At 57.6% G+C, this 21,678-nt stretch carries 22 protein-coding genes; 18 read left to right on the forward strand and 4 right to left on the reverse strand.

What is annotated here, in order from left to right; genetic code table 11:
* Positions 1–279 precede the first annotated feature (279 nt).
* The 13 genes from pdxR (at position 280) to AC559G_RS01800 (ending at position 14,326) form a co-directional block, all read left to right on the forward strand.
* Positions 280–1,764 carry an aminotransferase-like domain-containing protein gene (gene pdxR / locus AC559G_RS01740; RefSeq protein WP_498910831.1) on the forward strand — a complete coding sequence of 495 codons (1,485 nt, stop codon included), beginning with the start codon at positions 280–282 and terminating at the stop codon, positions 1,762–1,764.
* A 280-nt stretch (positions 1,765–2,044) separates the two neighbouring features.
* On the forward strand, positions 2,045–3,130 hold the full coding sequence (locus AC559G_RS01745) for an ABC transporter ATP-binding protein (RefSeq protein WP_498910833.1): 1,086 nt from the start codon (positions 2,045–2,047) through the stop codon (positions 3,128–3,130).
* Positions 3,131–3,499: 369 nt separating this feature from the next.
* Positions 3,500–5,206, forward strand: coding sequence for a carbon-nitrogen hydrolase family protein (locus AC559G_RS01750; RefSeq protein ID WP_498910835.1), 1,707 nt, complete (start codon positions 3,500–3,502; stop codon positions 5,204–5,206).
* Between the two features lie 11 nt (positions 5,207–5,217).
* A complete protein-coding gene (locus AC559G_RS01755) occupies positions 5,218–6,381 on the forward strand; it encodes a transporter substrate-binding domain-containing protein (protein ID WP_346078700.1) in 1,164 nt (387 codons plus the stop codon).
* A gap of 20 nt (positions 6,382–6,401) precedes the next feature.
* Positions 6,402–7,007 carry an ANTAR domain-containing response regulator gene (locus AC559G_RS01760; protein WP_416261732.1) on the forward strand — a complete coding sequence of 202 codons (606 nt, stop codon included), beginning with the start codon at positions 6,402–6,404 and terminating at the stop codon, positions 7,005–7,007.
* Between the two features lie 406 nt (positions 7,008–7,413).
* Positions 7,414–8,025: a nitrile hydratase subunit alpha gene (gene nthA / locus AC559G_RS01765; RefSeq protein WP_279028228.1), complete on the forward strand. Its 612-nt coding sequence runs from the start codon at positions 7,414–7,416 to the stop codon at positions 8,023–8,025.
* Between the two features lie 13 nt (positions 8,026–8,038).
* A complete protein-coding gene (locus tag AC559G_RS01770; RefSeq protein ID WP_498910838.1) occupies positions 8,039–8,353 on the forward strand; it encodes a hypothetical protein in 315 nt (104 codons plus the stop codon).
* Positions 8,350–8,721 (forward strand): SH3-like domain-containing protein, encoded by a 372-nt coding sequence (locus tag AC559G_RS01775; RefSeq protein WP_498910840.1) that lies wholly within the window; start codon positions 8,350–8,352, stop codon positions 8,719–8,721. Before AC559G_RS01770 ends, AC559G_RS01775 begins: the two co-directional genes overlap by 4 nt.
* A 3-nt stretch (positions 8,722–8,724) precedes the next feature.
* Positions 8,725–9,204 (forward strand): nitrile hydratase accessory protein, encoded by a 480-nt coding sequence (locus tag AC559G_RS01780; RefSeq protein ID WP_498910842.1) that lies wholly within the window; start codon positions 8,725–8,727, stop codon positions 9,202–9,204.
* A 49-nt stretch (positions 9,205–9,253) separates the two neighbouring features.
* Positions 9,254–10,264 (forward strand): ABC transporter permease, encoded by a 1,011-nt coding sequence (locus AC559G_RS01785; protein ID WP_438598696.1) that lies wholly within the window; start codon positions 9,254–9,256, stop codon positions 10,262–10,264.
* Positions 10,261–11,295 carry an ABC transporter permease gene (locus tag AC559G_RS01790; protein ID WP_498910845.1) on the forward strand — a complete coding sequence of 345 codons (1,035 nt, stop codon included), beginning with the start codon at positions 10,261–10,263 and terminating at the stop codon, positions 11,293–11,295. Before AC559G_RS01785 ends, AC559G_RS01790 begins: the two co-directional genes overlap by 4 nt.
* Positions 11,296–11,540: 245 nt before the next feature.
* Positions 11,541–12,764, forward strand: a complete 1,224-nt coding sequence (locus tag AC559G_RS01795; protein WP_438598698.1) for a sugar ABC transporter substrate-binding protein — start codon at positions 11,541–11,543, stop codon at positions 12,762–12,764.
* Positions 12,765–12,814: 50 nt separating this feature from the next.
* The gene (locus tag AC559G_RS01800) at positions 12,815–14,326 is read left to right on the forward strand and encodes a sugar ABC transporter ATP-binding protein (RefSeq protein WP_498910848.1); all 1,512 of its coding nucleotides are present in this window, start codon (positions 12,815–12,817) and stop codon (positions 14,324–14,326) included.
* Between the two features lie 45 nt (positions 14,327–14,371).
* Here the strand turns inward: AC559G_RS01800 and tehB are convergent, their stop codons facing one another.
* On the reverse strand, positions 14,372–15,229 hold the full coding sequence (tehB, locus tag AC559G_RS01805) for an SAM-dependent methyltransferase TehB (protein WP_498910850.1): 858 nt from the start codon (positions 15,227–15,229) through the stop codon (positions 14,372–14,374).
* Between the two features lie 181 nt (positions 15,230–15,410).
* Between tehB and AC559G_RS01810 the strand changes: the two genes are divergently transcribed.
* Positions 15,411–16,511 (forward strand): DUF1615 domain-containing protein, encoded by a 1,101-nt coding sequence (locus tag AC559G_RS01810; protein ID WP_498910852.1) that lies wholly within the window; start codon positions 15,411–15,413, stop codon positions 16,509–16,511.
* Positions 16,512–16,515: 4 nt separating this feature from the next.
* Here AC559G_RS01810 and AC559G_RS01815 read toward each other — a convergent pair whose 3' ends face one another.
* Positions 16,516–17,235 carry a DUF554 domain-containing protein gene (locus tag AC559G_RS01815; RefSeq protein WP_498910899.1) on the reverse strand — a complete coding sequence of 240 codons (720 nt, stop codon included), beginning with the start codon at positions 17,233–17,235 and terminating at the stop codon, positions 16,516–16,518.
* A gap of 724 nt (positions 17,236–17,959) precedes the next feature.
* Here AC559G_RS01815 and pagP point away from each other — a divergent pair.
* The 3 genes from pagP (at position 17,960) to AC559G_RS01830 (ending at position 19,613) form a co-directional block, all read left to right on the forward strand.
* On the forward strand, positions 17,960–18,553 hold the full coding sequence (gene pagP, locus AC559G_RS01820) for a lipid IV(A) palmitoyltransferase PagP (RefSeq protein ID WP_498910854.1): 594 nt from the start codon (positions 17,960–17,962) through the stop codon (positions 18,551–18,553).
* Between the two features lie 203 nt (positions 18,554–18,756).
* Positions 18,757–19,245 carry a YjjA family protein gene (locus tag AC559G_RS01825; RefSeq protein ID WP_498910856.1) on the forward strand — a complete coding sequence of 163 codons (489 nt, stop codon included), beginning with the start codon at positions 18,757–18,759 and terminating at the stop codon, positions 19,243–19,245.
* Between the two features lie 59 nt (positions 19,246–19,304).
* Positions 19,305–19,613, forward strand: a complete 309-nt coding sequence (locus AC559G_RS01830; protein WP_498910858.1) for a putative hemolysin — start codon at positions 19,305–19,307, stop codon at positions 19,611–19,613.
* Positions 19,614–19,619: 6 nt separating this feature from the next.
* Here the strand turns inward: AC559G_RS01830 and AC559G_RS01835 are convergent, their stop codons facing one another.
* Positions 19,620–20,231 carry a hypothetical protein gene (locus AC559G_RS01835; RefSeq protein WP_498910860.1) on the reverse strand — a complete coding sequence of 204 codons (612 nt, stop codon included), beginning with the start codon at positions 20,229–20,231 and terminating at the stop codon, positions 19,620–19,622.
* A gap of 271 nt (positions 20,232–20,502) precedes the next feature.
* Here AC559G_RS01835 and AC559G_RS01840 point away from each other — a divergent pair, with 271 nt between their 5' ends.
* Positions 20,503–20,766 (forward strand): ABC transporter ATP-binding protein, encoded by a 264-nt coding sequence (locus AC559G_RS01840; RefSeq protein WP_498910862.1) that lies wholly within the window; start codon positions 20,503–20,505, stop codon positions 20,764–20,766.
* Between the two features lie 182 nt (positions 20,767–20,948).
* Here the strand turns inward: AC559G_RS01840 and AC559G_RS01845 are convergent, their stop codons facing one another.
* Positions 20,949–21,629, reverse strand: coding sequence for a DUF2076 domain-containing protein (locus tag AC559G_RS01845; RefSeq protein WP_498910864.1), 681 nt, complete (start codon positions 21,627–21,629; stop codon positions 20,949–20,951).
* Positions 21,630–21,678 lie beyond the last annotated feature (49 nt).

Genomic DNA, 21,678 nt, shown 5'->3' on the forward strand with positions numbered 1-21,678 from the left:
ACATATTTTGAAATATCATGGTTGGAAACCATGCAGTTTATGTGCCATGCCAGCCAGACTGGCTGGGGCCGTATTGCTGTGATAACACGGTTTATTCGCGTTGTTCTGGTGCGGCATGGCCTGGCGCGGCTAAACTGGCATTGTTTCACGTTTCCGGCACGTCATTCCGGTAAGCGCTGCTGTACCGGGATGCCTGCGTTGTTCCGTTGCCCCCTTGCTTTTTAGCTTTTTGACGGTTTTATTATCCAGTGCCAGTTTTAACTATTTTGAGGTACCAATTTGCGATCGTTACTGGGTGACTTCCTTGCGCATCGGTTAAGCCAGCGGGAAAGCGGTGCGCTTGGCAAGCGCTTATACGATGCATTGCAACAGGCGATTGAAGAGGGGGCAATTGCGCCGGCAACCCGGCTGCCCGCCTCGCGCGATCTGGCCCGGGAATTGTCCATTTCCCGTAACACCGTGCTGACCGCCTACGAACAGCTGCAGTCAGAAGGGTATCTGCAAACCCGCACCGGCAGCGGCACCTTCGTCAGCGAGCACTTGCCGGAGCCGCACCCGAACGCCGAAGCCTATGCCGCTGAGGATCAGGGCGCGCCATTTGGCCTGTTGTCGCTGTCCAAGCGCGGCACGCGCCTGTTGAGCCGCCGCGGCGCCAGCCCGTACCAGTGGGGGGCGTTTATGCCTGGCGTACCGGACGTCAGCCACTTTCCCCATGACACCTGGCGCAAGATCCAAAACCGCCTGAGCCGACGGTTGCCGGTGGAATCGCTGAGTTACTCACACCCCAGCGGCTGTGTGCCGTTGCAGCAGGCGCTGGCCGAATACCTGCGGGTGGTGCGCTCGGTGGTGTGCAGCGCGGATCAGATCGTCATCACCGCCGGCACCCACCAGTCGCTGGATTTTCTGGCGAAGATGCTGTGCGATCACGGCGATGTGGCCTGGATGGAAGAGCCCGGCTACTGGGGCATCCGCAATGTGCTGTCGGTCAACGGCGTGGACATCGTGCCGATCCCGGTTGACGCCAATGGCCTGAACCCGCCGGCGCTGCGCGGCGACGATATTCCGCCGCGCCTGATTTGCGTCACGCCTTCCCACCAGTACCCGATGGGCATGGTGATGAGCCTGGAGCGCCGCCACCAACTGCTTGAACTGGCCCAGACCTGGGGCAGCTGGGTGGTGGAGGATGATTACGACAGCGAGTTCCGCTTCAGTGAAAGCCCGATCCAGGCGCTGCAGGGGATGGTGCCCAGAGCGCCGGTGATTTACCTCGGCACGTTCAGCAAAACGCTGTATCCGGGTATCCGCATTAGCTACATGGTGCTGCCGAAACCGCTGGCGGCGCGCATGAAAATGGCGCATTCCGAGCTGTACCGTGGCGGCAATGGCCTGATGCAGCTGACGTTGGCGGAGTTTATCCGCGAGGGGCACTACGGTGCGCACGTTCGGCGTATGCGCCAGTTGTACAACAAGCGCCGTGCGGCGTTGATTGAGGTGATCACCCGTGAACTGGGGCCGGAATTTCTGGCGCCGTACAACAACGCCGGGCTGCACCTGATTCTGGCGTTGCCGGACGGCATCGATGATGTGGCGGTGAGCGCTGAGCTGGAACAGGCTGGGGTGCTGACGCGCCCGCTGTCGGCCTACTACCTGGCCGGCGCCCAGCGGCGGGGGTTGCTGCTGGGCTATGCCTGCGTGGATGAAGCGCACATTGAGACGGCGTTCGCCCACGTGGTGCGCTGCCTGAAGCGGCGCCTGCCGCATTGATCGCCGCTTTGCACCAGCGGCGTGCGCGGGCCTGTGGTTGCCTAATCCTGTTGGTTGGTTTCTGTTTTAAAAACAATAAAAAATAAAAACACAAATAAAACAATCACCTGGTTGGATATCCAACAGGTGTTTTTTCTTTTGTCTTGTCAAAAGCTGCTTGCTTTCGGAAATCCGCGGTGGTAATGCTTTAAAAAGAGCCCTCCACCGGAAGCTCGCTCTATGAGATTTATGCACGATTCGTGCCTGAACCGCTAGCGAACGATTTGATGAGAGAATACCCATGAGGACGTTTGTCAGTTTTCGCAATGTTAAAAAGAGTTACGACGGCGATAAGTTGGTGGTTCGTAATCTCAATCTGGATGTGGAAGAAGGGGAGTTTTTAACCCTGCTGGGGCCTTCCGGTTCGGGCAAAACTACCAGCTTGATGATGCTGGCCGGTTTTGAAAACCCCACCGAAGGGGAGATATTGCTGCGCGATCGGCCGTTGCATAATTTGCCGCCGCATCAACGGGATATCGGCATGGTATTCCAGAACTACGCGCTGTTCCCGCACATGACGGTGGCGCAAAATCTGGCGTTCCCACTGACCATTCGCCGTATGAATAAATCGGATATTACCGACCGCGTTAAGCGCGTGCTGAACATGGTGAAACTGACCGATCTGGCGGATCGCTACCCGGCGCAGATGTCCGGCGGCCAGCAGCAGCGCGTGGCGCTGGCGCGGGCGCTGGTGTTTGAACCCAAGCTGGTGCTGATGGATGAGCCGCTGGGCGCGCTGGATAAACAGCTGCGTGAACATATGCAGATGGAAATCAAGCAGTTGCATGAGATGCTCAACCTGACGGTGGTCTATGTCACCCACGATCAGAGTGAAGCCATGACCATGTCGAACCGGGTGGCGGTGTTCAACGACGGCATGATCCAGCAGATGGACAGCCCGAATAAACTTTACGAAGAGCCGGAAAATGCCTTTGTGGCGCAGTTTATCGGCGAAAACAACAGCTTGTTGGCCACCCAGGCGGGCAAAGAGGGCGATTTTTACCTGGTGAAACTGGACGACGGCACGCAATTGAGCGCGCTGAAAGTACGGCCAAGCTCACCGGGCAAGAAAATCCAGCTTAGCATCCGCCCGGAACGCATCAACGTTAACGCGCAGGAGCCGGGGGATGAGCAGGTTCGCGCCAAGATTCAGCAATTTATCTATCTGGGCGATCACGTCCGCATGTTGACGGAAGTGGCCGGCCAGGGCAATTTTATGGTGAAGCTGGCGCCGGCGAAAATGGACAACAGCTGGCGCGCTGGCAGTGAGGTGTTGCTTTCCTGGCAGCCGAAGCACCTGCGTGCGCTGGACGTGATGCTGCAGTAACCGCGCCTGACGCTGTGCATCGAACCCCGCCAGCGGCTAACGCCGGCGGGGTTTTGTTTTATGGCGGCGCTTGTGCACAACAGTGGTGCAAGCCCGTCCGTTATGGTGCGCGCCGGCTGCGGCAAGGCGCTTGGGCGAGCCGGGCAACCATCTGCTAGCAATTATTAATCATTTTATATCCAATGAGTTAACAATATACAAACAAGCTGGTACATAAATTGCTTTAATCCGTTCAGTAGTTCGTATATCACCTGAAATCTCTGTTGCCCCGGTGGCCAGAGCAAGGTGGCGCCACAGATGATCCGGCAAAGATGCCCCGTCAACTCTCGCAGTTGATGGGGCTTTTTTTTACCCAAGGAGCGCGTGAGCATGATTAAGCAGCCAGTTTCCGTTGCGGCAATACAATTTGAACCGACCCAGTTCTGTAAAGAAGAAAATATTCTCCAGTTGCTGGCACTTACCGAAGAGGCGGCGGCGCAGGGCGCACGCCTGATCGTGATGCCGGAAATGGGCACCACCGGATATTGTTGGCTGGATCGCGATGAAGTGGCGCCCTATGTGGAGCCGGTGCCCGGCCCCACCACCGAACGTTTCGGCAAGATTGCGGCGCGCCACCAGTGCTACCTGGTGCTCGGGTTGCCCGAAGTCGATGAATATAGCGGGCTTTACTACAATTGCGCGGTGTTGATCGGCCCGGACGGCGTGATCGGCAAACACCGCAAAACTCATCCGTACATCTCTGAACCCAAATGGGCGGCCAACGGCGATCTGGGGCACCAGGTTTTCCCCACCCCGATCGGCAATATCGCGCTGTTGATCTGCATGGACATTCATTTTATTGAAACCGCGCGTCTGGCCGGGTTGCAGCAGGCAGACGTGATATGCCACGTCAGCAACTGGCTGGCGGAGCGTACCCCGGCGCCTTATTGGATCAACCGCGCCTATGAAAACGGCTGCTATCTGATTGAAAGCAACCGCTGGGGGCTGGAACGCGGCGTGCAGTTCAGCGGCGGCAGTTGCATCATTGAACCTGACGGCCAGGTGCAGGCCTGGCGCGATACCGGCGATGGGATCGTGTATGGCGAACTGCGCCCGGCCGGCCAGCGCCAGAGCTTTTTGCCGCAGCGCCGGCCGGAATTGTACAAAGAGCTGATGACGCATACGTTTATGTGGAACCCACTGGATTTCTTCGGCCTGTACGCGACCAAATCGTTGCCGGCCGGCAAGCGTTCGCGTATTGCCGTCGGCCAGTTCCAGCCGGGCGGCGATCTGGCGGCCAACCTTAGCCGGATTGAACGGCTGGCCGAACAGGCCAGCGCGCAGGGCGCGGAATTGCTCACGCTGCCGGAACTGTGCCTGGCGGGCGCCGACGCGCCGATTAGCCTGCAGCACCCGGCGATCGCCAGTTTGATGGCGCTGGCCGCGCGCCTGCGTTTGTATTTGGTGGCCGGCACGGCGGAGCAGGGCGAGGACGATCGCCGTTACAATGCCGCCCTGCTGATTGGCCCGGACGGCCTGGCGGGGGTATACCGCAAAATCCACCTGACCGCCGGGGATAAAACCTGGGCCACGCCGGGGGATGAGTGGAAAACCTTTGATATTCCTTGTGGCCGCATAGGGTTGTTGATCGGCCATGATATCCACTTCCCGGAGGCGGGGCGCATTTTGGCCATGCGCGGCTGCGACATCATCGCCTGCCCGGCGGCGTTGGATCTGCCCGGCCCGATGGCGCACCCAGGCACAGCCGTGCCCCATAATTACCCGATCGCCACCGGCGCGACGCGCTATCACTGGTTGCTACCGCGGGTACGCGCCGGCGAAAACAACGTTTATCTTGGCTACGCCAACGCCAATCTGTCTGGGCTGAGCGGCCTGTTTGGGCCGGATACCTTTGTCTGGCCACGCAGCGAAGCGCTGATCACCACCGAACAGGGTCTGGCGGTGCTGGATATTGATACCAGCAACCTGGATTCCGTTTACCCCACCAATGTGGTGCGGCGTAAGGATCTGGTCGCCATGCGCCAGCCGCACTACTACCGGCCATTGATCAATCCGATTGGCAGCGAATGTGAGTAAACGGGAGAACTATGTTTTCGACAGACAGCTACCCTTTGGCACGCGATCATCAGCATAAAACCACCATCCCGGTCGGCGTGCTCTATTCCGTATCCGGCCAATATGGCGGTATCGGCCGGGAAATGCTCAACGGCATTATGTTGGCGATTGAAGAAGTTAACGCCGATAACCGGCTGAATTTCACCCTGGCGCCAGTGATTTACGATCCGGCCTGCGATCTGGACAACTACTACCGTTACTGCCGTGATCTGTTGCACCGGCATGGGGTAAAGCACATTGTCGGCTGCTATACCTCGGCATCGCGCAAGATCATTTTGCCGCTAGTGGAGGGCGCCAATGCGCTTTTGTGGCATAGCGCCCGTTATGAAGGCTTTGAAAGCAGCAGTAACGTGATGTATCTGGGCGCGGTGCCCAACCAGCACGTGTTGCCGATGCTCAGCTATGTGATGAACCACTATCCGGGAGAAATTTATCACGTCGGTTCGCACTATATCTGGTCGGAAGAGATCGACCGCATCACGCGCGATGCGCTGGATTGCCAGGGCGGCACCCTGATCCGCAGCCAGTTCCTGCCGCTGGGTGATACCGATGTTGAAGCGGTGATCCTGGATATTATCCGCCGGCGCCCGCCGGTGATCCTGGTCACACTGGTGGGGATCTCGGCCTATCGCTTTTACCGCGTGTGGAAAAGCATGGCGCAGGATCATGAATTTCTGCGCTCAACGCATATTGCGCGGCTTAGCCTGACGTTGTGCGAATCGGAAGTGGCGATGGTGGGGGCTGACGCGCTGGAAGGCTATCTGGTTTCCGCGGTCTATTTTCAAAGCATCGACAACGAACAGAACCGCCAGTTTATTCAGCGTTACCGGCGCCGCTTCGGTGACAGCGCAACCCCGACGGTGGATGCGGAAGCGGCCTGGATGTGCGGGCACTTTTTGGCCCGGGCGATCAACCGCTGCGGCAGCGACGATATTTCGCTAGTGCGCGAGGCGGCATACGGTGAAAGCCTGGCGGCGCCGAACGGCACCACCCGCATCAATCGGGAAAATAACCACGCCAGCCTGACGCCGCGTTTGGCCCGGCTGCGCAAAGACGGCAGCTTCGAGATTCTGTGGCAGTCGCCGGAGCCGGTAAAAGCGGATCCGTGGTTAACCTGGTCTGACTTTTCGCTATAGAACACGCTGCGAGGTGCAATGTGCAGAAAAAACGACTGATAGTGCGTGGTTTGAAAATTGCGCTGTTCGGCTGCTCGCCTCGTGACGAAAAGCACTTGCTGCTGCAGTTTCAGCGGCTTGGCATACAGGGAAACAGCTTCGGCGATTTTCATCATGATGTGTTCAGCGAGCCTTACGACGGCGTGATTTTTGATTCGGACAATAGCCAACTTATTCGGCAAATCGGCCAGAGCAGTTGGCCCGAGCTGCCGAAAATCGCCCTGATGGGCCTGGAAACGCCCTCCCGCCTGGCGTGGGTGATCGATCAGGAGGTGGACGGCTGCCTGCGCAAACCGGTAAAAACCGACGGTATTTTATCGACGATTATTCTGGCGCGGCACCATTTTGAGCGCCAGCGCGCACATAAGGATACGCTGCAACAACAGGAGCTGCGTATTCGTTCACGGCGTTTTTTATTGTCGGCGCAGCTGTCCTTAATTCAGGAATTGAAATGCAGCGAGCAGCAGTCTTATGAATTACTGCGGCGCTTGGCGACCGAGCAACAGCAGACGGTAGAAGAATTCAGCATTATTTTTCTGGCGCGTAAGCAGGAGTGGTTATCAACGCTCAAGTCTCGCTGCGGATAATATACCCTTCAGTTAACCTAGGGCGTATCCCAGGTTTATTAGCAAGGCTTGCCGCACCACGATGGGGAAAAGAATGCACTTAAACAGGTCGTCTGAATGCAGCGTTAATCAACGCCGCTCAGCGAAGAAAAATAAAATTAATCGATAATTTAACGGGTTAGGATATAAATAAAATAAACCGGGAGAATGGCATCACTTTTGCAACATACTGTTTACCAGTTAAGCTTTTCATTTTGTCGTCCCGTAAATTACCGTTTGATTGTGCATTGATTGTAATGCAGTAGTATAAACAGGACACCGGCAAAGATGCCCCGCAACTCGCAAGAGTTGACGGGGTTTTTTTTTTGCGCGGTATCCGCAACACCAGGCACGTTATCCGGCATTAAGTAAAAAAAGAGGAAAGACCATGAGCGATATTCTGGAGCCAACCACACCACCGAATATTCCGACCTTACGGATTAAAGCCATCCAGTCTTTATTGATTGAGAAGGGCTACCTGAAAGCGGAAGCGGTGGATGAAATTATCGATATTTTTGAGCACCGCTTTGGGCCGAAGAACGGCGCCAGAGTGGTCGCCAAAGCCTGGAGCGATCCGGCCTATAAGGCACGCCTGCTGGATGATGCCACGGCGGCCATCGCCGAGCTTGGTTTTACCGGCCTCGAAGGCGCCCACATGTTCGTGGCGGAAAACACCGCGGATGTCCACAACATGGTGGTGTGCACCCTGTGTTCCTGCTACCCGTGGCCGACGCTCGGGTTGCCGCCCACCTGGTATAAGGCGCCGCAATACCGTTCACGCGCGGTGATCGAACCCCGTGCGGTGCTGGAAGAGTTCGGCGTGCAGCTGCCGGCCAGCGTGGAAGTGCGGGTTTGGGACAGTAACGCCGAAATCCGTTACATGGTGCTGCCGCAGCGGCCGGCCGGCAGTGAGAACCTGAGCGAAGACCAACTGGCCGCGCTGGTGACGCGCGATTCGATGATTGGCACTGCGGTGCTGCCGCCGGTAGCCAAAGCCTGAACAGGAGAAAACGATGAACTCAATTCATGATGTCGGCGGTATGCATAATCTTGGTCCGGTGGCGATCAACCCCGGAGAACCGGTGTTTAAAGCCGAATGGGAGAAACAGGTATTTTCAACCATTGCGCTGTATTTTGCCGGCGGCCTGTGCCCGATTGACGAATTCCGCCATGCCATCGAGGTGATGGACCCGGCGGAGTACCTGAGCACGCCTTATTACGTGCACTGGTATCACGCGATGGAAACCCTGGGGCTGGATAACGGCCTGTTCACCGCCAACGAGTTGGAAGCGAAAGTTCAGCAACTGGCGCAGCAGGAGAAAGCATGATGAAAATTTTAGAAAAAGATCAGGTCTATGGCGCAGTGAAAACCAACCCGGTTTACGTGCGCCCCACTGAGCGCCCGGTGCGCTTTGCCGCCGGCGATAAAGTGCAGGCCAAAAATATTAACCCGCTGGGGCATACCCGCTTGCCGCGCTATGTGCGCGGCCGGATCGGCACCGTGGTGCGCCACCAGGGTTCCTTTGTGTTCCCGGACACCTACGCCCACGGCAAGGGTGAAAACCCGCAGCATGTTTACAGCGTGCGTTTTGAAGCGCAGGCGTTGTGGGGCGAAGAAACGCAGAGCAAAGACGCGGTATACCTCGATCTGTGGGATGACTACATTGAGCCGGCCAACGGCGCCAAGGGGGAGTAAGCGATGATCAGCATGACCTTACAGACCACAGGCCAGGCCGATGAGCCGGAAATCGCTTTCGGCGAGCCGTGGCAGGCCGAAGCCTTCGCCACGGCGCTGCAACTGTCGCGCAATGGCCTGTATCGCTGGAGCGAATGGGTGCAGACGTTTGCCGACACCATCCGCCAGCAGCCACAGCGTGAAGATGAAACCGCCGGCGAAGCCTACTATCGCCAGTGGCTGAGCGCGCTGGAAACCTTGTTGCAACAAAAGGCGCTGCTAAGCGGCGAGGATGTAAGCGAGCGGCAGGCGCTGTGGCACCTGGCCTATCTGCACACGCCGCATGGCCAGCCGGTTTCCCTGCATCGCGTGGCGCATATTGCCGATCCCTGCACCACGCTCGATCGGGTGGCGCAGGATCATCACGCGCATCACCATCACCACCATGACGGCCACGGGCACCTGGCGCCCAAGCCGATCACCGTGGTGCCGGGGCTACGTTAAGCGGGAACCGCCTTTGCATTCCGCAATCAGCTAAACAGGACGCTCGACCATGAGTGACGTATCACAGGGCCTTCACCACAAGGCCCCGGGCTCCTTACGGCCCAAAAAAGGCAAAATCCCGCCGCTGCGCGGGGCCGCGCTGGCGGTGGTGGTCTATCTGATCATGTATGTGCTGTACGGCTGGTCGGAACCCAGCGCCTTCAGCGCCTACGCCATCGCGAACCTGATCAACAACGCCGCGCCGTTGGCGCTGGCGGCGGCCGGGCAAACGTTGGTGGTGCTGACGCGTGGGTTCGATCTGTCGCTGGCCGGGGTGATCTCCATCGCCAACGTACTGACCGCCCTGGTGCCGTTTGAAGGGCCGGGCGGCGCGCTGATTACGCTGCTGCTTTGCATGGGCGTCGGCGCGCTGTTTGGCCTGGTGAACGGCTACCTGGTGGCCTACCGCGGCATCCAAAGCATTGCCGCGACGCTCGGCACCATGATTATCGGCCAGGGGATCGCCCTGATCCTGATGCCGGTGCCCGGTGGTTCGGTTGCCGAGTTCGTCAGCGATACGTTGACGGATACGCTATGGCAGACCATTCCGGTATCGGCGCTGGTGCTGGCGGTATTTGCGCTGGTGTGGTTGGCGATCAAACGCACCGATACCGGCATTGCGTTGTATGCCATCGGCGCGGATGACACTGCCGCCGGGCTGTCCGGCATCGGCGTGAAGTGGGCGCGCTGTAAGGCTTTCATCCTGGCGGGCTGCTTTTACGGCGCCGCCGGATTTATGCTCAGCGCGCAAACGGCCACCGGCGATCCCAACTCCGGGCTGCCTTTTTTGCTGCTGTCGTTTGCCTCGGTGGCGCTGGGCGGCACCAGCCTCAGCGGCGGGCGTGGCGGCGCTTTCGGTTCGATGGTGGGGGCGGCGGTATTGCTGCTGATGCAAAAGATGCTGTTCGCGATGGGCGTTTCATCCTTCTACATCGGCTTTTTCCAGGGGGTATTGCTGATTTTCGCGATCGTCTGCGAAAAGCTGCTTAATCGCCCGACACGCGCAGGAGCACGCTCATGAATAAATCAACCCTCACGGCGCCCGGCGAAGGCCGTGTCGATCAGCGCGGTAGCAGCCGCTTCAACCCGGAAGCCGTGGCGCCATTGCTGCTGCTGGCGGTGACCGTGTTGATGATCCTGTTCTCCCGCGTGATTAGCCCCGCGCTGGGCTCCTGGGCGCAGGTATTGATGATCATTACCCTGACCTCGTTCCTGCTGGTGGTGGCGTTTGGCCAGGGGCTGGTGATCCTGGCCGGCGGCATGGATTTGTCGGTGGCTTCACTGTTTATGTACGGCGGCGTGATGTCGGCGGGCATGATCGGCAGCAGTGGCGACAACGTCGCCTATATGCTGCCCTTTATCCTGCTGTCCGCGGCGGCCATCGGCGCCATCAGCGGGCTGGGGATCACGCTGCTGCGCATCCCGCCGTTCATCATGACGATGGGCACCGGGATTATCGTGGCCTCACTGGCGCTGGGTGCCAGCGGCGGCAGTACCCTGGGCGCATCGCCCCGGCTGCTGACTGAGCTGGTGAAAGGCAACCTGTTCGGCATTCCGTGCATTGTGCTGTTCTTTATCGTCTTTAGTCTGCTGGGGCTGGCGATACAAACCCGCACGGTGTTTGGGCGCAATTTGTATGCGCTGGGCGGCAGTGCGGGGGCGGCGAAGGTCAGCGGTATCCCGGTGGGGATGACTACCGTGGGGGCGTACGCACTGAGCGGCCTGTGTGCGGCGCTGGGCGGGGCATTGCTCACGGGCTATTCCGACGGCGCAACCCTGCGCATGGGCGATCCCTACCTGTTGCCTTCCATCGCCGCGGTGGTGGTAGGGGGATCGTCGATTCTCGGCGGTAAGGGCACGTTTATCGGCACCATTGCCGGGGCGTTGTTTTTAGTCACCGTGGATTCGGTTATTGCCGCCACCGGCCTCGATCAAGGGTGGCGGTTAATTGTCTCCGGCGCCATTATCACCGTGGCGTTATTGTTCCAGTCCGGTTCGGCGAATTCATTTATTTTTCTGACCGGCAAAACCAGGGCGTTATACCCAAAATAATTCGAGTTGCAGGAAGGCGGCAACGCAGTGAATCCCCAGGAGCTTACTCCAGTAAGTGACTGGGGTGAGCGAGGAAAGCCAACACACCTGCAGCTTGAAGTATGAAGGGTATATTTACGCGTTAATAAAACGACGTTGTTTCATTCACAATAACAGTGCAATCCAATATATTTCCGGCAGCGGCCCGGCGGGATCCGCGCGTGCTTAATGCTTGATGTATAACGGGTGAATATTAGGAGTTAATTATGTTTCTGCATACACGTCTTAAAAGATGTGCGGCCGCGGCCGCCCTCACGCTGGGGTTACTGGGTTATTTTTCAGCGGCGCACGCCGAGGAAGAACCAAAGAAATATAAAATCTACCTGAGTTTAAGCTATAGCGGGAATAACTGGATGAGTGAAACCGCCAATATCATCAAGTCGCTGGCGAAAACGCCGCCTTACGACAAAATGGTCGAATTGACCGAGGTTATTTCCGGCACCGATCCGCAGGCGCAAATATCGGCTTATGAAAGCATGATAGCGGCTAAAGCCGACGGCATTATCAGCTTCCCGATTTCACCCACCGCGCTCAACCGGGTGGTGCGGCGCGGTTGCAGCCAGGGGGTGAAGTTCTTCATGTTTGACTCCACGGTAACGGAAAAATGCGCCTACAACGTGAGTTATATTTCCGCCGGCGCCGGCGAGAATATGGCGCAGGAATTGGTTAATCAGCTCGGCGGCAAAGGGAAGATATTTATGAACCGCGGCGTGCCGGGCACATCGGTCGATAAGCGCCACTATGACGGCGCCATGCATATCTTCTCGAAATACCCGCAGATCCAGGTGGTGTCCGAATACTACGGCTACTGGGACGATCGCATCAGCCAGCGTGAAACCGCCAAAGCGCTGGCGGCGCACCCGGATGTTGACGGTATCTGGTCGGAACTGGGCGAGGCCGGCGTGCTGAACGCGGTGGCCGATCGTAAAGGCCGCATGATGCCGATCATGGGCGAAAACATGAACGGTTTCCGTCTGGGCTTCCTCAACGCCGATTATCGCCAGCGCGGTCTGAACGGCGTTTCCGCCGGTTCACCGCCCGCTACTGCCGGTTATGCTTTCAAGCTGATGATGGAAGTGCTTACCGGCAAGCGCAAGCTGGAGCCCACCAATATCGAATATCCATTGCCGTGGGTCACCGCCGATCAGATCAAACTCTGCCAGGGCGGCACCATCGCCAATGGCTGCAACGTGTTTGAAAAAAATCTGGTGCCGGAAGGTTTCTCCACTGAAATCTACCATCCGCAATACCTGCCCGAGATCTCGCTGGATTCGGCGCTGAAAGGCATCCCGACGCCGGGCACCACCATCCAACCGTTGCCGGCGGAGATCGTTAAAGCGGCGGATGAGCCGGGCATTAACTGCGAACGCTGCCAGGCGGCACCGGATCAGTACAAGCTGACCAAAGTGCAGCCGACCGTTCAACCCTGATCCCCATATCCCGGTGGTGCCGGTCACCACCGAGAAGGAGGTACCCGACCATGCAACAACTGATGTCAGAAGGTATGCAGCTTTCGGCGGTCGCCAAATCCTATGGGGCGACCGTGGCGCTGGAAAGTGTCTCAATGCACATTGCGCCAGGGCAGGTTCAGGCGATTTTGGGGGAGAACGGGGCGGGAAAATCGACGCTGGTGAAAATCTTGTCCGGCGTAGTGGCGCCCAACGCCGGCAGCATCACGCTGGAGGGTAAGGCCTACACGCCGCGCTCGTTGGTGCAGGCGCGCCATACCGGCGTCAGCACCGCCTTTCAGGAGCTTAGTCTGTTGCCCAACCTGAGCGTGGCGCAGAACTTTTTTCTGCCGAAGTCATTGAAGCAGCAGATCGTCTTTAGTTCCCCCAAACGGATGTTGAGCCAGGCGGAGCAGATCCTGGCGGATCACAATGTGTTTGATATCCCGGCCGGCGCCAGCGTCGACAGCCTTTCCCTGGCAGCGCGCCAGCGGATCGAGATCGTGCGGGCCATGCATTACCGCCCGCGGCTGCTGATCCTGGATGAGCCGACCGGCGCGTTGGCCGATGTGGACTGGCTGTTTGCCTTGATTCGTCGCCTGACGGCGATGGGCACCGCGGTGCTGTATATTTCCCACCGTCTGGCCGAGATCCGTGCGATCGCCAGCCATGCCACGGTACTGCGCAGCGGCAAAACCATCTCGACGGTGCAACTGGCGCAGGTCACCAATGGCGATATCTTTGAAATGATGGTGGGCCGGCGCTCTGCGCGCGGCCAGGCCGCCACGCGGGTGGCGCCGCAGCGGCAGCAGGAGGCGCTGGTGGCCAACGATCTGTGCGGGCAAAATTTCCGCGATGTGTCTTTCCAACTGTTTAAAGGTGAGATCCTCGGTGTGGCCGGCCTGGAGGGGCAGGGCCAGCGCGAACTGTTCCGCACGCTGGCGGGCCTGATGCGCCCGCAGGGCGGGCAAATGCTGTTGCAGGATCATGAAGTTACGCTACGTAACCCGCGCGACGCGTTGCATAAACATGGCGGCATCGCCTTTGTGGCCGAGGATCGTAAAAGCGAGGGGATTTTCCCCACGCTCTCGACGGCGGCAAATGTCACCCAACCGGTTTTGCAACGTTTTGCCCGCGTGGGGCTGATTTTCGGCGATCGCGAGCGACGATCGATCCACGGCGTTGCGCCCGAAGTGGAATTGAGCGAGCGTTATTTGAACTTCAAAATCAGCAACCTTTCCGGCGGCAATCAGCAAAAGGCGTTGATTGCCCGTGCGCTGCTGACTGGCGCAGAAACGCTGCTACTGTTTGATCCCACCCGTGGCGTTGACGTGGGCACCAAAGAGATCATCTACCAGGCGATCAATCGCTTTGCCGCTAAAGGCGGGGCGGTGCTGGTGTATTCCACGGATCTGGCCGAATTGCAGGCGCTGGTGGATCGCTGCCTGATCATGTATAGCAGGCGGATCGTCGCCGATCTGCCGCGGGAGCAGCTTGATGAAGGGGAGATGGTCGGTTTTATGACCGGTAACCGTGCGGGCTAGGGGGATTTCCCGCGCCGATGGGCCGCGGGAATGCAATCGCGGGCGTTATTTCCGCGCCAGCAGGGTGGCGAAGCGCAGGCGGATACGGTTGCCTTCGGCATCGGTTTTATGCAAGGCGCCCACGTCCTCGTTGTATTTGATGATATCCCAGCCCTGGTAGGCGTTTTTCAGCTCGCTGGGCTTAAAGGTGAACGGGAATGGCAGCGGGCACGGGTAGTCAGGGGTATCCATTGCGGCGACGATCAGGTTATAGCCGCCGGGCACGGTGCTGGCCTGCATGTCCAGCAGCAGGCGCGGTATGGTGGCGGGTTCCAGGAACATCATCACTACCGTCGAGAGAATAAAATCGTACTGGCCGCTAAGGCGCAGGCTGTTGAGATCCCGCTCGGCGGCGGTGATGTTGCTCAGCCTTTCTTGATCGATAATGCCATTGAGCGTGGCGATGCTCAGTGGGTTTTTATCCCAGGCGGTTATGTCGAAGCCTTTCAGGTTCAGATACAGTGCGTTGCGCCCGCTGCCGCAGCCCAGATCCAACGCGTTGCCGGGGGCGATCTGCTCGGCGGCAGCAATAACTTCAGAGTGGGTGCGCGTCAGGCCGTATTTTTTCTGGTAGTAGTCTTCCGCGCTGCAGTAAAACGCCAGTTGGCAGAGCATATCGGCGGAGCAGGAAACGATGCGGTGCCATTGCTGCGGCTCCACGAACGGCGGCTGGCTTTCCGGGGTGAACTGCAGGGTTTGGGTGGTTTCCCCGGCTTCGGTCATCAGCGCAAAATCCAGCGTGCCGCGCAGTACCCGCAGCCTGGCCCAGGTGCCGGCCTGCGTGTTGTGCTTTTGGCGGAAAGCCGCGGGCAGCGTGGCGTTGTCCCATTGCGGCATGGTTTTATAGCAGAGTAGTGTTTCCATGGGTTTTCCCCTGATGTGGCGCCGGTTTCGGCCTGGTGATGATTGATAAGATTCATATAAAATACATCTTATTGCCGATGATTAACATGGCCGGCAGGTGTTTTTCCGCCGTGCGGGCTGGATCATAATGCCCGGCTGGGATAACGTCACCGCAGTCTATTCAATGATCTTCAGGGAAAAAATGCCACATTACCGTTTTTTTGCGCCGCGTGGCTACGTGCTGGCCGCGTTGCTGGCGCTGGCCGGCTGTACCAGCAAAGCCCCCGAGGCGCCAGCGCCGCGCCCGGCGGACGTTAAAGCGCAATTAGGCCGGCTGCTGCCGGCAAATGCCAGCGATCGCCAGGGCTGGGCCACTGACATTACCGCCGCCTTTGTGGCGCAGGGTATCCCTGCCAGCAATGAGAACCTGTGCGCGGTATTGGCCGTTACCGAGCAGGAGTCCACCTTCCAGGCTAACCCGCAGGTGCCGGGGCTGGCGAAAATCGCCTGGCAAGAGATCGATCGCCGTGCCGGCCAAATGCATATTCCGCCGTTTTTAGTGCACACCGCGTTGTTGATCACATCGCCAAACGGCAAAAGCTACAGCGAACGTTTGGACAAAGTGCGTAGCGAAAAAGAGCTGAGCGAGATCTTTGATGACTTCATCGATATGGTGCCGATGGGGCAGAAGCTGTTTGGCCGCCTGAACCCGGTGCGCACCGGCGGGCCGATGCAGGTTAGCATTGCGTTCGCCGAGGCGCACGCCAAAGGCTACCCCTACGCCATCAACGGCTCTATTCGCCATGAAGTGTTCAGCCGCCGCGGCGGCATGTATTTCGGCATTATGCACTTGCTTGGCTACCCGGCTGATTACAGCCAACCGATTTATCGCTTTGCCGATTTCAACGCCGGTTGGTACGCCAGCCGCAATGCCGCTTTCCAAAGCGCGGTCAGCCGCCTGAGCGGCATCCCGCTGGCGTTGGACGGCGATGTGATCAATTACGGCACGGACAAGCCCGGTTCAACCGAACTGGCGGTGCGCTCGTTGGGCAAGCGCCTAGCGATGAGCGATTCGGCGATCCGTCGTGCGTTGGAAAAGGGCAATGAACAGGCGTTTGAAGACACTACGCTCTACCAGCGGGTGTATGCGCAGGCGGATAAGACTGCCGGGAAAACGCTGCCGCGGGCGATACTGCCAGGCATCTCGTTGGAAAGCCCGAAAATCACCCGCAAACTGACCACCGCCTGGTTTGCCAAGCGGGTGGACGAGCGCTACCAGCGCTGCCTGGCCAGGGCGCAATAGCCGGCTAAAAGAAGGCTGACCACAGCGCTGAAATGGGCATCGCCAGCACCAGCGCTGGCAGCATGTTCGCCACCGGGAACAGTTTGATGCCGCAGATGCGTAGCCCGGTCGCCAGCATCATCAGCCCGCCAACGGCAGAGAAATCCGCCTGCATGGCGGCGGTGGTGAGCGGCAGAATAAACACGGCGCCGAATGCCAGCAGCAGTTGGATCGCCATTTGGGGAATGGCGATCAGCGCCACGGCGATCCCCAGCGAGGCGGCGAAAATGGTGGCGGTGAACAGATCGAGAAACGATTTGGCTATCAGCACGCTGGCATCGCCGGTCATGCCTTCGTGCATCGATCCGAAAATGCCGGTGCCGCTGGCGCAAAACAGCACCACAATGGCGACGAACGCGTCCAAAAACTCCTGTTGGCCGCCGGCCGGCGCAGAGCGCGCGGATGAACGCGGAGCGATAAGCCCGCGTGCCCAACCGGCAAGGCGACCAATGCCGCGCTCAATGTAGCAAAGCTCGCCAATCAGGGCGCCAAGCACCAGGGAAAGTACCATAACCGGCATGTGCGCAACTTTGACAATCAGCACCACGCCCATGCCCATTGAGGCAATGCCGAATGTTAAAGGCAACGCCAGGCGCACCCGCTCCGGCAGTTTGTTGCTCAGTACGGCGCCGGCGATGCCGCCCAGCATAATTGCCGCCGCATTGATAAATGGCCCAACAACCATCATTCCCGTCTCCCAAAATTAAAATATTGCCCCTGCCATACGCTAAATAATTCGAGTTGCAGGAAGGCGGCGACGCAGCGAATCCCCAGGAGCTTACTCTGGTAAGTGACTGGGGTGAGTGAGGAAAGCCAACACACCTGCAACTTGAAGTATGACGAGTATATACGCCTGCGCGTTGTAGCCGCTACTTTACACAAAATCATTCAAGGTGCCTCGAGGCGGCAAGCGAAGAAATCCCCGGGAGCATAGATAACTCGGTGGCCGGGGTTGCTGAACGCAGCCAACAAAGCGGCAGCTTGAAGGATGACGTGTATATATCTGCCGGCATTAAAATTACCCGCCTGCTGGTGGTGCGCTAAACTTTTGTCATAAACGCGTTGGTTTTGCCCGTTATCCTGCAAATTATTTCGAGTATAGGTTTTTTCTGATAGAGCGCGGTACCGGATATGGGCAGAATCGCTGACACCCGAGATATTGCACATGCCGCCAGGTGAAGCCATACCTAATATCACACGATGTCAGCCGGCTGGGATCGAGTAACCACCCGCATGCCTGCAACGTGCAGTATGACGGGGATAGGCCGTTGATATTCATGCCTCTGGCGATAACTAAACTTAATAGACCGTCAACAAGTGATAAAAGTCGCTGGATAAAGAAAATACAGTTCTTGATATTCTCCATACGATCGGTAAGAATCCCCGGCCTTAATTTATGCAGGAGTTCTATGATGTTTTTTAAACGGACACTTTTGGCTTGCTCCCTGGCGTTGATATTTCCTGCACTGCCTTCTCATGCCGAGGTTGGTGCAGAAAATGGCAACGTGCAGCAGACGGAGAATCCGGGGTTGTGGCAACGCTTCAAAAGCAATGTGGCGGAAACCTGGAACAACTCGCCGAATCATGACGTATACCTGCCGGCGATTACCTGGCATAACCGTTGGACCTACGATCAGGAAAAGATCGACAAGTACAATGAGCGGCCCTGGGGCGCAGGCTATGGTATTTCGCGTTTCGATCAGGACGGTGATTGGCACGGTATTTATATCATGGCATTCAAGGATTCCTTCAATAAATGGGAACCGATTGGCGGCTATGCCTATGAGAAAATCTGGCGCCCGCTGGATGATAAGGATTTTCGGCTGGGGTTAGGCTTTACCACCAGTGTTACCGCGCGCCATAACTGGGACTATATTCCGATCCCGGCGCCGCTGCCGTTGGCTTCTATCGGCTATAAGCGGTTGACCTTTCAGGCCACGTATATTCCGGGCACATACAATAACGGCAACGTATTCTTCGCGTGGCTGCGCTGGCAGTTTTAATCCAGCAGGGGCTGGTAACACGGCCCCTGTGATATCGCCTGATATTTTCTTCCTCTATTCCTAAAATACTGCGTTGGCCAAGATAAAAGGAACTTGTCGGCGTGGTGGGCGTCCATATAGCGCTTAATAGGATTATTTGGCTTTTAACGTATAACGCTGATTTTTGGCCGTTATCATGAAGAAAAAACAGGAGTTTTCGCATTATGAGCAACAAATATCGTGTATTGCTGGCGCTGGCATTGAGCGCAACCATGGGCTGCGGCGCCGCCCAGGCGGCTGGCCTGATGGATTCCCTCAGCAGTGCGGCGGGTGAGTTGAGCAAATCAGGCAGCAGCGATAGCAGCAGTACCTCTCTGTCTTCATTAACCGGCCTGCTGAACGGCGGCAATAACGCATTGAGTTCTGGCAGCATGACCAATGCCGCCGGCGTTCTGCAATATTGTGTGAAGAACAACGTGCTGTCGCAAAGCAGCACCGAAACGGTCAAAGACAAACTGTTGGGTAAGCTGGGCATCAGCAGCAGCGAAAACGCCAATAGCCAGGATTACCAGCAAGGGCTGGGTGGCCTGTTGCAGACCCGCGAAGGCAAGAGTGTGGATCTCAACAGCCTGGGCAGTTCGCAACTGACAGAGAAAGTGAAACAAAAAGCCTGCGATCTGGTATTACAGCAGGGCAAAGCTTTTATTTCCTGATAATGGACGGCGCGGCCGCCGCGCCGGTAATTCAGACGCTTTTAGCCAAGGTGGGCAACATGAATAAAACGTTGGTTCCTTCACGCATTTCCCCCGCGCGGCGCGCGATTGCCGCCTACTGCCTGCCGCTGTTGGCGGCCGTTACATTGCTGCCAGGGTGCAGCCGTGCGCCAAACCGCGAAGCACCGCCGCCGCCGCGGGCGACGATCGGCATGGCGAACCCCGCAGACGTTTATTGTACGCAAATTGGCGGTACGCTCTCCGCCAAAACAAATGACCAAGGGCAGTACAGTATTTGCACGTTGCCAAACGGTGAATCGCTCGACAGCTGGGCGCTGTTCCGCCGCGATCAACCGGTGAAAAAATAGCCGCAGTTAAAACCCGCCGTTGCCGATCGGGTGGAACGGTATTCCCTCCGCCGCCGCCAGTTGCAGGGAAAGCCGCTGCTGCGGCGTTTTATCCAGGGTAACGGGCGGGGACTGGAAAAAACAGCCGCTGTTAATATCCTTGATTTTCACCACATATTCCTGCGCTGGCGTGATTTTTATATTGAAACGGCCGCTGGCGGGAATGAAAACCTCGGCCGATTGCTGTGGCGCGTTCTGAGGTTCCAGTTTCACCACCACGGGGAAGTTGTTGTGTTGATTATCCAACGTCAACGACTGCGCATTGGCGCCGGCCTGGCGCATGGGGTGGTGCAGGTAGCCGGGGGCGCTCGGCCAGGGTTGACCGTTGTTATCCTGCAGCGGCCCGTCGCAGTGTTCACGCGCTTCACGGTGCGGCAACTCACGCGTAATGGCGTAATGGCGTAATGGCGCGGCGGCCAGTTCGTCGCTGGGCTGGGGCGCGCGAAGGTAGTGCTTGATGCCGAACAGCACGGCCGCCAGCAGCATAAAGAAAATAAAAATCGTCAGGCGATTTTTGAAGATCCCTCCAGCCAACCTGCCGGGCAATTGGAACAGCCATTTTACGATTTCTACCAGCATCGTTTTTCCTTCGTCCTTAAGTCGTTACGTCTGGGTAACGTTATTTCACCAGTATAGCCAACATCTTTATTTGCAACGTTTTTTCTGCCGGCGGCATACAGCGCCTGCCAGTGCTGGCCAGCGTCGCTAGCACTGCCTGTCACCCTGCATAGGCAACTGAATGAAATACCGGGGGAAAAACGCGATATTTACGCATCTTTACCTTAAAAGTGATTGAAATATCAACAGACCGGCCCAATATAATAGCCTGTTCAGCCAACAAGGAGTATGTATGGGCATCAGTGAAGAAGAGTCTATCCGCCGGCTTAGCAACGAAAAGAACGCGGTGGGGAATATGGCAAAGTGGGTGGCGATTGTTTCTGCGGTTTATTTTATTTTGATGGTGTTTTATGGCCATCCAGTTGACGTTTTGGCGATGTCCGGCACGGTGTTTGTGGTTTCAGCCGTCACCTGGCTGCGCAAACGGCGGAAGGTGAAAATCTATCGGCAGGCGCTGGCGAAAATCGACGGCGCGGAGACCGCACAGCAGCCCTGAGCGCTGCCACCTGCTAATTATCGGCATTTTGCCAGCGTTTTGCGCCGGCTGGGCCGCGTTATTGCTGTTTGTTGCCCTTGCGTAAGTTTTCACATTGATAGATGCCAGCGGCAAAGCCCATACCCTGCGCGCCGAACACCCTTTATTCCCCCTCTGACCTTTTTGGCGCTACGCCGCTCACATCAAAGAAATGAACCGTCGTCATCGTTGAAGCCGTTATCGAAGCCGTCATCGGTCAAATCATCGTTGTTTGAATAATCCGCCTGCTGGAACCCCGCATCGCCATTATTGAACGTATCCAGATTGTTGGCGGCGTCAAATTGCTGCATCGCGCTGTTATCAGCCGGGGTTTCATTGATGATGTTAACGATTTCTTCCGGTTGGGCATGGTGGAACATACCGGTCAGCATGTCGGCCAGCATCACGCCGCCGGCCACACCCGCCGCGGTTTGTAACGCGCCGCCAAGGAAACCCGCCGCCCGGGAAGGTGCGGCCTGCGGCTGGCTGTATTGTGGGTTGCCCCAGCCCGCGTTATTTGGCTGGGTTGGTTGCGGCGCCTGGGGCGCACGGTTACCGCCGCCGAACAGCCCGGCCAGAAAGCCGCCGCTGCTCTGCTGGCCGGCATTATTTTGCTGCAGCTGCGCCACCTGGTTTTCCAGCGCTTTCACCCGTTGATCCATTTGCTTCAGCGCCGCTTCCTGAATGATCAGCGCTTGCGCCATATAATACGGGGCGGCCGGCTGTGCGCGGATATATTGGCTAATTTGCTGTTCAGCCTGGCGATCCCGCGGGCCTGTTTTTTGCTCTGTGTCTTTCAGGCGGCTAAACAGACCATCGATAAGGCGTTGTTCTTCCGTTTGCATAAGTTAACCTCGCGAAGATGCAAATCACGTGATGAAAATCATCATGGAT

The organism is Gibbsiella greigii (assembly GCF_039540155.1).
GTDB classification, from domain to species: Bacteria; Pseudomonadota; Gammaproteobacteria; order Enterobacterales; family Enterobacteriaceae; genus Gibbsiella; species Gibbsiella quercinecans.